11 protein-coding genes are annotated in these 12794 nt (G+C 71.1%); all 11 read right to left on the reverse strand.

What is annotated here, in order from left to right; all coding sequences use genetic code 11:
- Positions 1 to 1027 (reverse strand): endolytic transglycosylase MltG (gene mltG, locus Q9S36_RS50440; RefSeq protein WP_311292260.1); only part of this gene is annotated, 1027 nt, incomplete at its 3' end.
- The gene (ruvX, locus tag Q9S36_RS50445) at positions 1020 to 1481 is read right to left on the reverse strand and encodes a Holliday junction resolvase RuvX (RefSeq protein WP_311292261.1); all 462 of its coding nucleotides are present in this window, start codon (positions 1479 to 1481) and stop codon (positions 1020 to 1022) included. The genes ruvX and mltG, both read right to left, overlap by 8 nt.
- Before the next feature lie 11 nt (positions 1482 to 1492).
- On the reverse strand, positions 1493 to 4195 hold the full coding sequence (gene alaS, locus Q9S36_RS50450; RefSeq protein WP_311292262.1) for an alanine--tRNA ligase: 2703 nt from the start codon (positions 4193 to 4195) through the stop codon (positions 1493 to 1495).
- Entirely contained in the window at positions 4195 to 4491 is a 297-nt protein-coding gene (locus Q9S36_RS50455; protein ID WP_311292263.1) for a DUF6167 family protein, read from the reverse strand. The genes alaS and Q9S36_RS50455 overlap by 1 nt, the downstream gene beginning before the upstream one ends.
- Positions 4491 to 4991: a hypothetical protein gene (locus Q9S36_RS50460; protein ID WP_311292264.1), complete on the reverse strand. Its 501-nt coding sequence runs from the start codon at positions 4989 to 4991 to the stop codon at positions 4491 to 4493. The genes Q9S36_RS50455 and Q9S36_RS50460 overlap by 1 nt, the downstream gene beginning before the upstream one ends.
- A 19-nt stretch (positions 4992 to 5010) precedes the next feature.
- Positions 5011 to 6681 (reverse strand): alpha-amylase family protein, encoded by a 1671-nt coding sequence (locus Q9S36_RS50465; protein ID WP_311292265.1) that lies wholly within the window; start codon positions 6679 to 6681, stop codon positions 5011 to 5013.
- Positions 6682 to 6740: 59 nt separating this feature from the next.
- A complete protein-coding gene (locus Q9S36_RS50470) occupies positions 6741 to 7697 on the reverse strand; it encodes a TIGR03885 family FMN-dependent LLM class oxidoreductase (protein WP_311292266.1) in 957 nt (318 codons plus the stop codon).
- A 26-nt stretch (positions 7698 to 7723) separates the two neighbouring features.
- The gene (locus Q9S36_RS50475) at positions 7724 to 9091 is read right to left on the reverse strand and encodes a replication-associated recombination protein A (RefSeq protein ID WP_396653986.1); all 1368 of its coding nucleotides are present in this window, start codon (positions 9089 to 9091) and stop codon (positions 7724 to 7726) included.
- Positions 9092 to 9099: 8 nt separating this feature from the next.
- Positions 9100 to 10428, reverse strand: a complete 1329-nt coding sequence (locus tag Q9S36_RS50480) for an ABC transporter ATP-binding protein (protein WP_396653987.1) — start codon at positions 10426 to 10428, stop codon at positions 9100 to 9102.
- The gene (locus tag Q9S36_RS50485; protein ID WP_311292268.1) at positions 10425 to 11513 is read right to left on the reverse strand and encodes an ABC transporter ATP-binding protein; all 1089 of its coding nucleotides are present in this window, start codon (positions 11511 to 11513) and stop codon (positions 10425 to 10427) included. Before Q9S36_RS50485 ends, Q9S36_RS50480 begins: the two co-directional genes overlap by 4 nt.
- A gap of 11 nt (positions 11514 to 11524) precedes the next feature.
- Entirely contained in the window at positions 11525 to 12535 is a 1011-nt protein-coding gene (locus Q9S36_RS50490) for an ABC transporter permease (protein ID WP_311292269.1), read from the reverse strand.
- Positions 12536 to 12794: the final 259 nt, after the last annotated feature.

Raw genomic sequence — 12794 nt, forward strand, 5'->3', positions numbered from 1 at the left:
CGATCGCGTCGTCGCCGGGCGCCTCGATCGGCGTCGGGGGCAGGCCGGCGTTGATGCGGGTGTTGTACGGCGTGTCCTCGGCCAGCTGCTCGGGCGTGAGCTCGGTCGAGCCGGGCGAGAGGCCGAGGCCGTAGGCGATGGACGCGTCGATGCCGAGCGTGCCGTTGGTGCCGCCCTTGTCGCCCGGGCCGTCGAGACGGTTGTAGATGACCCGCGCGATCTTCGGCATGTCGTCGCCGCGACCCTCGGCCTCGACCAGCGAGGCGATGATCATCAGCTCGGCCGGGGTGTGGCCGAGCTCGGCGGCCTTCTCCTCGAGGCCCGCCTCGTCGGCGGCCTGCTGCCAGCGGGCGACCATCATCTTCAGGATCGCGACGGGCTTCATGCCCGGCTTGATCTCGTAGGTCGCGGGGAACAGGTAGCCCTCGGCGTTGCCCTCGGCGTAGTCGGGCAGGCCGAGCTTCTCGGGCTGGTCGAGCGCCCTGTTCCAGGCCTGCTCGGGGAACTTGGTGTTCTGCGCGAGCGTGGAGACGATCTCGGTCAGGCGCAGCCCCTCGGGGATGGTGACGGTCGGGAAGCCGATCAGGTTGCCCGGGTCGACCAGCACCTCCTTGACGTCGGACGCCTTCATCTCCTTCTTGAGCTCGTAGGCGCCGACCTGGATGCCGCTGCACTCGTCCTGGCAGGCGTCGATGAACGCCTGCACGGACGCCGTCACGCCCTCCTCCTTGAGGTTGCGGCCGATCTGGGCCACGACGTCACCCTCGTTGACGGTGAACTCGACCGAGCCGGTGCCGGGGCCGGGGAAGTCCTCGGGGCCCTGGAACTGGTCGGAGACCCAGCTGACGCCCTTGGTCAGCGCGACGTAGAAGCCGCCGACCAGCACGACCAGCGCGACGAGCACGGCCAGGCAGCCCTTGAGGCCGCGGCCCTTGCGCCGCTTGCCCCCGGGGACGTACTCGTAGGCCTCCTCCTGCCGGACGTCGTCCTCGGGCCCGGCCTGGGCTGCGGCCTCGTGCTCACTCATCTGCTACCTCGACGATCTCTCCGGGTGCCTGTCCGCTCGACCGCTCCGTGTCGAGGGCAGTCTGCAGGATCAGCACGGCGGCTGCCTGGTCGACCACGGCACGTCGCTTGGCCCCGCGCCGGCCCTGGTCGCGCAGGATCGACTCGGCCGAGACCGTGGTCAGTCGTTCATCACACAGTCTGACGGGTACGGGCGCAACTCGGCGCGCCAACCGCGCCGCGAACTCGCGCACCTTCGCCGCGGCCGGACCCTCGGCGCCGCTGAGCGAGCGCGGCAGGCCGACCACGACCTCGACCGCCTCGAGCTCCTCGACGAGCTGGCCGAGGCGGCGTACGTCGCCCTTGCCGCGCCGCACGGTCTCCACGGGCGTCGCGAGGAAGCCGGACGGGTCGCTGCTCGCGACGCCGATCCGGGCATCACCCGGGTCGACGCCGAGGCGCACTCCGAACCGCACCGCGGACCCGGTCAGCCCTGGACCGCGTGCTTGGCGACCTCGTGCCCGACCAGCGCGAGCGCCTCGTCGATCCGCGAGGCGTCGGTACCGCCGCCCTGGGCCACGTCGTCCTTGCCGCCGCCCTTGCCGCCGAGCAGCGGGCCGACGGCGCGCACCAGCTCGCCGGCGGACAGGCCTCGCGCGCGGGCCTCGTCGTTGGTGGCGGCCACGACCGACACCTTGCCGCCGGCATGGCCGATGATGACCACGACGCCCGGCTCGCCCTGCGGGAGGCGGCCGCGCACGTCCATCGCCAGGTTCCGTACGTCGCCGCCGCCGGCGCCCTCGGCGCGGTGGGCCACGACCTTGACCGGTCCGACCTGCGTCGCACCGGCCGCCAGCTCTGCGCTGGCGCCGAGCAGCTGCGCCAGCCGGGCCTTCTCGAGCTCCTTCTCCGCGACCCGGAGCCGCTCGGTCAGGCCTTGCACCCGGCTCACCAGGTCGTCGGGCTGGGTCTTCAGCAGGCCGGTGAGCTGGGCGACCACGTCGCGCTCCCGGGCGAGGTAGCCGAAGCCCTCGACGCCGGTGAGCGCCTCGATGCGGCGGTTGCCCGACCCGACGCTCGTCTCCCCCGTCACGACCACCGTGCCGATCTGGGACGAGTGGTCGACGTGGGTGCCGCCGCACAGCTCGCGCGACCAGGGGCCGCCGATCTCCACGACCCGCACCTTCGTGTTGTCGTAGGTCTCGCCGAACAGCGCGATCGCGCCCCACTCCTTGGCCTGCTCGAGCGTCATGTAGTCCCAGGAGACCGGGAGGTCGGCGCGCAGTGCCTGCTGCGAGACCAGCTCGATGTCACGGACCTGCTCGGGGCTGAGCGCCTGCGTCCAGCCGAAGTCGAGGCGGAGGTAGCCGGGCCGGTTGTAGGAGCCGGACTGCAGCGCCGTGGGGCCGAGCACCTCGCGCAGCGCCGCGTGCACCACGTGGGTGCCGGAGTGCGCCTGGCGGGCGCCGGTGCGCCACTCGGGGTCCACGCGGGCGTGCACCAGCCGGGACGGGTCGAGCTCACCCTCGGTGACCCGGACCTGGTGCACGACGAGGCCCTTGATCGGGCGCTGGACGTCGATCACCTCCAGCCGACCACCGTCGAAGACGATGGTGCCGGCGTCGGCCACCTGGCCTCCGGACTCGGCGTAGAACGGCGTGCGGTCGAGGACCAGCTCGCCGATCTCGCCCTCCGCGAGCCGCGACACCGGTGCGCCGCCGCTGAGGAGCGCGAGCGGCTTGGACTCCGTCTCCAGCGTCTCGTAGGCCAGCCACTCGGTGGGGCCGAACTCGTCGAAGATCCCGCGGTAGGCGGCGGTGTCGCCGTGCGCGCCCTTCTTGGCCCGCGCGTCGGCCTTCGCCCGCTCGCGCTGCTCGGCCATCAGGGCGCGGAACCCCTGCTCGTCGACCTGCAGGCCCTGCTCGGCCGCCATCTCCAGCGTCAGGTCGATCGGGAAGCCGTAGGTGTCGTGGAGCGCGAAGGCGCGCTCGCCGGACAGCGTCGAGCCGCCGGTGCCCTTCACCTCGGTCGCGGCCTGGTCGAAGATCTGGGTGCCGGCCTGGAGGGTCTTGCGGAACGCGTCCTCCTCGGCGTAGGCCACCTGCGAGATGCGCGCCCAGTCGGTGATGAGGTTGTCGTAGGTCTCCCCCATCTTGTCGCGGGAGATCGGCATCAGCTCGGGCAGCACCCGGTCCTCGCACCCGAGCAGCCGCATGGAGCGCACCGCGCGGCGCAGCAGCCGGCGCAGGACGTACCCGCGGCCGTCGTTGCCGGGCGTCACCCCGTCGCCGATCAGCATCATCGACGAGCGCACGTGGTCGGCGATGACGCGGAAGCGGACGTCGTCGTCGTGGTCGGCGCCGTAGGTCTTGCCGGTGAGCTCCTCGGCCCGGGCGATGACGGGGTAGACGACGTCGATCTCGTACATGTTCTGCTTGCCCTGCAGCAGCAGCGCGACGCGGTCCAGGCCCATGCCGGTGTCGATGTTCTTCTTCGGCAGCGAGCCGGCGATGTCGAAGTCCGACTTGGAGCGGACGGCGCTGAGGTCGTCCTGCATGAAGACGAGGTTCCAGATCTCCAGGAGCCGGTCCTCGAGCTCGACCGGCATGTCGGGGCCGAGCGTGGTGGGGTCGAAGTCGGGCCCGAAGTCGGGGCCGCGGTCGTAGAGGATCTCCGAGCACGGGCCCCCGGGACCAGGCACGCCCATGGACCAGTAGTTCTCCTTGTTGCCGAGCTCGACGATGCGCTCGCGCGGCAGGCCGGTCACCTTCATCCAGTAGCCGATCGCCTCCTCGTCGCCGACGAGGACGGACGGGTAGAGGCGGTCCACCTCGAGGCCGAAGCCACCGTCGTCGACGGGCTTCGTGATCAGGCTCCACGCCAGCTCGATGGCGCGCTCCTTGAAGTAGTCGCCGAACGAGAAGTTGCCGCACATCTCGAAGAACGTGCCGTGGCGGGTGGTCTTGCCGACGTCCTCGATGTCCGGGGTCCGGATGCACTTCTGGACGCTGGTGGCGCGGTCGAACGGCGGGGTCTCCTGGCCGAGGAAGTACGGCTTGAACGGCACCATGCCGGCATTGACGAACAGCAGGTTCGGGTCGTCGGCGAGCAGCGAGGCGGAGGGCACCACGGCGTGTCCGGCGGCCTCGAAGTGCGCGAGGAAGCGGCGGCGGATCTCGGCGGTGTCCATCAGGTGTCCTTCTTCGTCAGTGCGTCGGTGGTTGAGGTGCGAGCGGAGCGAGCCTCGGAAGCGCTCTCCAGCTCGGGTGTCCCATGGGGCCTGAGGCCCAGCTGCTCGCGCAACTCGGTTTCCCGCTCGGCGCGGCCCTGGTGGACCTCCTCGGCGAACAGGCGGGCTCCCGCCTGCCAGCCGCGCAGGCGGTCGCGCAGGCCGTCGGCCGTGAGGGCCTCGGCGGCGCGGCGGGCGCGGGCAGCGGCGTACACACCGACCCCCGCCCCGGCGACGAACCAGAGTGGGCGACCCATCAGGCGACGTCCTCCCCGAGGTCGCCGCCGACGCCGGCGCGCTCGCGGGCGCGGAACTCGCGCAGCGCCTGCTTCATCTCCGAGCGGCGCTCGCGGCCGGCGCGCCGGGTCTCCTGACGGACCGTGAAGCGGATCCGGTTGCGGCTCTCGGCGGACAGCGCGCGGCGCAGGCCCGCGGTCCAGGACGCGGCCTTGACCACGGTCTCGCGCGCCACGATGTCGGCGAAGAGGCGGCCGTCGATGTCCTGCGCGAGCGGCAGGGCGTCGTGGACGCCCGGCGAGCCCACGTGGGTGATGACGAACGCGGCCTCGTCGGCGGCGGGCGACGGCACCTCGGCCGGCGACGACTCGAGCGCGTGCAGCCGGGCCGCCAGGGACGCGGCGAGCTCCTCGGCACGCGCGGCGCGACGGCGGGCGCGCAGCGCGAGCAGCAGCGCCGCGAGCGCCACGGCGAGGGCGGCCGCGCCCACGCCGGTCAGCCATGCCTGGTCCGTCGTCACGGCGCCGAGCCTACAAGCCTCACGGCACCGCGAGGTCACCCGCGGGGCGCAGCCGCAGCCAGCGGAACCCGTAGCCGTCCAACGGCAGGTCGACCGTGCTGTCCCCGGCGATGACCTCCTCGGACATCAGGTCCGTCGCCTCGAGCCCACGACCCTTCGGGTCGACGGGCACGCGGACGGTCACCGGCTCCGACCCGAGGTTGTGCGCGGTGAGCACGGCGGACCCGTCCAGGTCGACCCGGTGCACCAGGACCTGCCGGTCGGGCTGCTCGACCACGCTCCACGTCCCCCAGCCGAGCTCCGGACAGGTCCGACGGATGGAGATGAGCTTGCGGACGAAGCTCCACAGCGACTCCGGGTCGTGCACCTGCGAGGCCACGTTGACGTGCTCGGGGCCGTAGGCGCCGGTCACGACGCGCTGCACGAGCCGTCCCGGCGACGCCGTGGAGAAGCCCCCGTTGCGCCCGGCGCTCCACTGCATCGGGGTGCGGACCGCCATGCGTCCGGGTGCCTCGAGGTCCTCGCCCATCCCGATCTCCTCGCCGTAGTAGAGGGTGGGCGTCCCGGGGAGGGAGAACATCAGGCTGTACGCCATCCGCACGCGCCGCGGGTCGCCGTCGACCATCGGCGGCAACCGTCGCTTGAGCCCGCGTCCGAAGACCTGCATCTCGGGCTCCGGCCCGAAGGCGTCGAACACCTCCTGCCGCTCGGCGTCGGTGAGCTTGTCGAGGGTCAGCTCGTCGTGGTTGCGCAGGAACGTGGCCCACTGGCAGGTCCGGTCGATGGAGGGCCGGCGTCGGAGGGCCTTCACCAAGGGGCGGGCGTCAGCCCGGGCGAGGGAGAGGTACGTCGCCTGCATGCCGATGAAGTCGAACTGCATCTGAAGCTCGTTGGCCGCAGCACCGCCGAAGAACCGGCGTTGCTCGGCGTGCGGGAGGTTCACCTCCCCGAGCATGGTGGCGCGTCCGGTGCGCCGGTTGACGAACCCGCGGAGCGTCCGCATCAGCTCGTGCGGGTCGACGGCCAGCGCGGGGTCCTCGGCGTTCTGCGCGTTCTGCTCGAGGAACGGGATGCCGTCCACGCGGAAGCCGTCGAACCCGAGCTGCAGCCAGAAGCCGATGATCCTCAGCACCTCGTCCACGACGGCCGGGTTCGCGAGGTTGAGGTCGGGCTGGTGCTTGTAGAAGTTGTGGAGGTACCACTCCCCCGTGCGGCTGTCGTGCTCCCAGATGGAGTCCTCCTGGTCCGGGAAGACGACCAGCTTCGAGGTGTCCGGCGGCTCGGTGTCGCGCCAGACGTAGAAGTCGCGGAAGCGGTTCGTCGTGCTGCGGCGCGACGCCTGGAACCACGGGTGCTTGTCGGACGTGTGGTTGACCACGAGGTCGGCGATGACGTTCATGCCCCGGTCGTGGGCGGTGCGGATCACCTCGACCAGCTCCCCCAGGCTGCCCAGCCGGCGGTCCACGCCGTAGAAGTCGGTGATGTCGTAGCCGTCGTCACGGTCCGGGCTGGGGTAGAACGGCATCAGCCACAGGCAGGTGACCCCGAGCTCGGCGAGGTAGTCGATGCGCTGGGCGAGACCCGCCAGGTCGCCGATGCCGTCTCCGTCGGCGTCGTAGAACGTCTCGACGTCGAGGCAGTAGACGACCGCGCTCTTCCACCACAGGTCACTCGTGTCCGTCACTCGCATGCGTCCCACACAAGCCGAGGCGGGTCGCGGTGACAACTGCCCCCGGGGGTGAGGACCGCTCAGCCGCGCAGGGCCGGCAGCACGTGCTCGCCGAAGGCATCGATGAACGGGCGCTGGTCCTGGCCGACGTGGTGCAGGTAGACGTCGTCGAAGCCCACGGCGGCGAGCTCGGCGATCCGGTCCCGGTGCCACGCGAGGTCGGCGGAGACCTCCACCGCGCCCCGTACGGCGTCGATGCCGACGTGCTGGGCCATCACGTCGAACCCCTCGACGGTCTCGGTGTCCCAGTTGACCGGCTCCGGGAAGACGTTCGTGCGCCACTGGTCGAGCGCGACCGCCTCGGCCTCCGCCTCGGTGGGCGCCCAGGAGAGGTGCACCTGGAGCGCACAGGGGCCGCGCCCGCCGGCGTCGCGGTAGGCGGCGACGACGTCGCGCAGCGTGTCGACGGGCTGGTTGATGGTGACCAGCCCGTCGCTCCAGGCCGCGACCCGGGCGGCGGAGGCCACGGACACCGCCGGACCGACGAGCCGGGGCCGGGTCTCGGGCAGGTCCCAGAGGCGCGCCCGGTCGACCGTCACCAGTCCGTCGTGGCTCACCTCCTCCCCGTCGAGCAGGCGCGAGATGACGTCGACGCACTCCTCGAGCCGGCGCGTGCGCACCTCCTTCGGCGGCCACCGGTCCCCGGTGATGTGCTCGTTGCTGGCCTCGCCGCTGCCCAGCGCGGTCCAGAACCGGCCGGGGAACATCTGCGCCAGCGTGGCGATCTTCTGCGCCACCACGGCGGGGTGGTAGCGCTGGCCGGGCGCGCAGACGCACCCCAGCTCGAGGTCGGTGGAGGCGAGCGCCGCCCCCAGCCACGCCCACGCGTACCCGGAGTGGCCCTGGCGGCTCCCCCAGGGCGAGATGTGGTCGGAGCACATCGCCATGTCGAAACCGGCCCGCTCCGCGTGCTGGACGTCGTCCAGCAGGCGCGCGGGGTCGATCTGCTCGTGGGACGCGTGGAAGCCGAGGCGCATGGCACCCACCGTAGCCACGCCCGCGGTCAGGAGCCCCGCACGATGCGGCGGATCCGCTCCCACCGCTCCTTGACCGACGCCTCGGCGCCGAGCGCGGTCGGCCGGTAGTACTCCGCGTCCAGGAGCTGGTCGGGGGCGTACTGCTGCTCGGCCACGCCGTAGGGCTCGTCGTGGGGGTAGGCGTAGCCCTTGCCGTGGCCGAGGTCCTTCGCCCCGCCGTAGTGGGCGTCGCGCAGGTGCGGCGGCACCTGGCCGATCCTGCCCGCCCGGACGTCGGCGATCGCTGCGTCGATCGCGGTGATCACCGCGTTGGACTTCGGGGCGACCGCGAGGTGGATGGTTGCCTGGGCGAGGTTGATCCGCGCCTCGGGCATGCCGATGAGCTGGACCGCCTGCGCCGCCGCGACCGCGGCCTGGAGCGCCGTCGGGTCGGCGAGGCCGATGTCCTCGCTGGCGTGGACCACGAGCCGTCGCGCGATGAACCGCGGGTCCTCGCCGGCCTCGATCATCCGGGCGAGGTAGTGCAGCGCCGCGTCGGCGTCGGACCCACGGATCGACTTGATGAAGGCGCTGATCACGTCGTAGTGCTGGTCGCCCTGCCGGTCGTAGCGGACGGCCGCCTGGTCGACCGCGGTCTCCGCGGTGGCGAGGTCGATGGTGTCCAGCCCGTTGCTCGCCGCGGCGCCGGCGGCCGCCTCGAGGTAGGTGAGCGCGCGCCGCGCGTCTCCCCCGGCCAGGCGTACGAGGTGGGCCCTGGCGTCGTCGTCGAGCCCGGTCTCCCCCGCCAGCCCGCGCTCGTCGGCGAGCGCGAGGTCGATCACCTCGGCGACGTCGTCGTCGGTGAGCGACTGCAGCCGCAGCAGCAGGCTGCGCGAGAGCAGCGGGCTGATCACCGAGAAGAAGGGGTTCTCGGTGGTGGCCGCGATGAGGGTCACCCAGCGGTTCTCCACGCCCGGCAGCAGGGCGTCCTGCTGTGCCTTGGTGAAGCGGTGCACCTCGTCGACGAACAGCACCGTCTCCTGGCCGCCGCGGGCGAGCTCGGCGCGCGCCCCGTCGATGGCGGCGCGGACCTCCTTCACGCCCGCCGCGACCGCGGACACCTCGACGAACCGGCGCCGGGTCTGCTGGCTCACGATCGCGGCGATCGTCGTCTTGCCGGTGCCGGGCGGCCCCCACAGCAGCAGCGACATGGACTGGTCGCCCTCGATCAGGCGGCGCAGCGGCGAGCCGGCGGCGCGCAGCTGCTGCTGGCCGACCAGCTCGTCGATGGTGCGGGGCCGCATGCGGACGGCGAGCGGCGCCGAGGCGTGCGTGTTGGCGCCGAGCGACCCGCCCCCGGGTACGACACCGGGCGCGGGTTGCCCCGCGCCCGGAATCTCGAACAAGCCGTCCACTGAGTCGGTCAGGCTCCGGCGTTCTGCTTGGTCTTGAGGTCGTACCAGGTCTTCTCGTAGCCCGGGATGGTGAGCTGCGTGTTGGTCGGCGTCGCGCCGGGGACCGGGGTGCCCTGGTCGTCGACGCCGAGCAGCTCGGTGGTCACCGGGGTCGCCGGGTGGGACCCCAGCTCGCCCGCGAAGTGGCAGGCAACCTTGTGGCGGGCACCGATCTGGAGCAGCGGCGGCTCGACTTTGGCGCAGATCTCCTGGGCGAACTGGCAGCGCGTGCGGAACCGGCAGCCCGACGGCGGGTTGATCGGGCTCGGCACGTCACCCTCGAGGCGGATGCGCTCGCGGCGCCCGCCCACGGCGGCCTGCTTCACGTCAGGCACCGCGGAGAGCAGCGCCTGGGTGTAGGGGTGGTGCGGGCGGCCGTAGATCGTCTCGCGGTCACCGATCTCCACGATCTTGCCGAGGTACATCACCGCGACCTCGGGGCAGAAGTGGCGGACGATGGCGAGGTCGTGGGCGATGAACAGGAACGCCACGTCGAACTCGGACTGGATGTCCTGGAGCAGGTTGACCACCTGCGCCTGGATCGACACGTCGAGGGCCGAGACGGGCTCGTCCGCGACCAGCACCTTGGGGTTCAGCGTCAGCGCGCGGGCGATGCCGATGCGCTGGCGCTGTCCGCCGGAGAACTCGTTCGGGTAGCGGTTGTAGTGCTCGGGGTTGAGGCCCACCACCTCGAGCAGCTCCTGGACCCGCTTGAGGACCTGGTTCTTCGGGACGATGTTGTGCACCTCGAGGGGCGCCCCGACGATCGTGCCCACGGTGTGACGCGGGTTGAGCGAGGTGTAGGGGTCCTGGAAGATCATCTGCACGTCGCGGCGCAGCGGCTTCATCTCGCGGTTGGACAGCTTGGCGAGGTCGTGCCCGTCGAACATCATCGAGCCGGCCGTCGGCTTGTAGAGCCGGGTGATCAGGCGACCGGTCGTCGACTTGCCGCACCCGGACTCGCCGACGAGGCCGAGCGAGCCGCCCTTGGGCACCTCGAACGAGATGCCGTCGACGGCCTGCACGTGGCCGATGGTGCGGCGCACGACGCCTGCCGACTTCACCGGGAAGTACATCTTCAGGTTGTCGACCGTCAGCACCGGAGGGGCGTCGGGGTCGAGCTCGGTCGCGGCGTGACCCATCCCCGCGACGGTGGCGAAGTCGAGCCCCTCGTGGAGGACCTCGTGGTCGGCCGTCACGTCGTGGTCGTCGTGGAGGACGCGCTCGCCGGTCTCGGCAGCGTTCGCCCCGACCTCGGTCGGTTCGACCTCGGAGCGGGCGTTGGGGTCCTGGGTCATCGGTTCTCCTCGACGAGGTCGGGGGCGATCTCAGGCAGCACCTCGGACTCGTAGACCGCGACGGGGTCGGCGAGGTGGCAGCGCTTGAGGTGCGCCGTGCCCGAGCTGGCCGGCAACAGCTCGGGGAGCTCGGTGATGCACAGGTCGCCGGGGACCTTGTCGGAGTGCACGCACCGGGGGTGGAAGGAACAGCCCGACGGCGGCCGCAGCAGGCTGGGCGGGTTGCCGGGGATCGGGATCAGGCGCGCGTCGGTGGACGCGCTCACGTCGGGGATGCTCGAGAGCAGGCCCCAGGTGTACGGCATCTCCGGCGTGGTGAGGATCTGCTTCGCCGTGCCGTACTCCACGCAGCGACCGGCGTACATCACGAGGACGTCGTCGGCCATCTCGGCGATCACGCCGAGGTCGTGGGTGATGATGATGACCGCCGAGTTGAACTCGCGCTGGAGGTCCTGCAGCAGGTCGAGGATCTGGGCCTGCACGGTCACGTCGAGCGCCGTGGTGGGCTCGTCGGCGATGAGCAGCGACGGGTCGTTGATGAGGCCCATCGCGATCATCGCGCGCTGGCGCATGCCGCCGGAGAACTGGTGCGGGAAGTCGTCCACGCGGCGGTCGGGCTGCGGGATGCCGACGCGGTCGAGCATCTCGATGGCCTTGCGACGGGCGTCCCGCTTCGAGGCGCTCGAGTGGTGGACCTGGTAGGCCTCCGCCAGCTGCGACCCGACCTTGTAGAAGGGGTGCAGCGCGGCGAGCGCGTCCTGGAAGATCATCGCCATCGCGTTGCCGCGCAGCCCGCGCATGCGCGACTCGGACAGCCCGACGACCTCGGTGCCACCGACGCGGATGGACCCCGAGATCTTCGCGGACTTGGTGTCGTGCAGGCCCATCACGGCCATGCTCGACACCGACTTCCCCGAGCCGGACTCGCCGACGATGCCGAGGGTCTTGCCCTTCTCCACCGAGTACGTCAGTCCCTGCACCGCGGTGACGGGACCGTCCTGGGTCGGGAAGGTCACCTTCAGGTCCTCCACCTGGAGGAAGGGCCCGTCGCTCGCGTCGCGCTCGGCGGCAGAGGACTGGGTCATGGGAACGCTGGTCACGAAAGCCTCACCCTCGGGTCGAGGACGCTGTAGATCACGTCCACGAGCAGGTTGGAGATGATCAGGGCCACGGCGCCGAACAGTGCCGTCGCCTGGACGACGGGCAGGTCCTTGCCGGTCACCGCCTCCAGCGCCCACCACCCGATGCCCTTGATCTCGAAGATCCGCTCGGTGAAGATCGTGCCGGCCAGCAGGGTGCCGAAGTCGATGCCGAAGATGGTCACGACCGGCACGAGCGCCGCTCGGAGGCCGTGGCGGTAGATGATGGTCCGCGCCGGCAGGCCCTTGGCCTTGGCCGTGCGGATGTAGTCCTCGCTCAGCGACTCGACCATGGCGCCGCGCGTGTAGCGGGTGTACTGGGTGCAGCCGAAGATGCCCAGCGCGATCCAGGCGAGGAACATCCCGGAGAACCACTTCCAGGGTCCGTCGCTCACGGGCGAGAAGTAGCCGGTGTCGGAGAACAGCGGGACCTCGAAGGTCACCGTGAGGTACAGCCAGGTCAGCAGGGCGAAGAGGTAGTAGGGGATCGAGCTCAGGAACAGGAAGCTCGACACCAACGCCTTGTCGGCCACGCTGCCGCGGCGTCTGGCCGCGGCTATGCCGATGGGGACGCCGAAGAGCAGGTAGAGGAACGCACCGCCGATGGCGATCGAGAAGGTCGCCGGCATGCGGGAGACCAGCTCCTCCTTGACCGGAGCCTTGGTGCGGAAGCTGATACCGAGGCACGGGGCCGCGCACTCGTACTCGTTGGAGGCGATGGTGAGGGTACGTCCGACGAAGACGCCCTTGACGAACTTGCCGTACTCCTCGTAGACGGGGTTGTCGTAACCGAGGGTCTTCTCGTACGTCGCGAGCCGCTCCGGGGTGCAGCGGTTGCCGCTCTCACGGTCACAGATCGGCTGGGCCGGGCTCGAGGGGCCGTACCAGAACAGCAGGAAGATCGCCATCGAGATCAATGTCACGACGAGGACTCCCGAGATCAGCCTCTTGACGACATACGCGAACATCGCAGGTCTCTCTCCGGGGGTGGTGGATGAGTCGGACCGAGGCACGACAGCCTACGTGGTCCGGGCTGGCGAGTGGGGGCTCCCGGTCCGGGAGCCCCCACCCGTCAGAGTTACTACTGGGGAACTACATGATGCTCAGCAGAGCACCAGGATCACTGCATGACGTACAGGTCCTTGTAGTTCGGGGCGCCGATGGAGCCGTCGCCCGTCGGGTTGCCGATCTTCTCGCCGAAGACGAAGAGGTCGTTGCGGAACGCGG

The sequence above is a fragment of the Microbacterium sp. ARD31 genome, assembly GCF_031844425.1.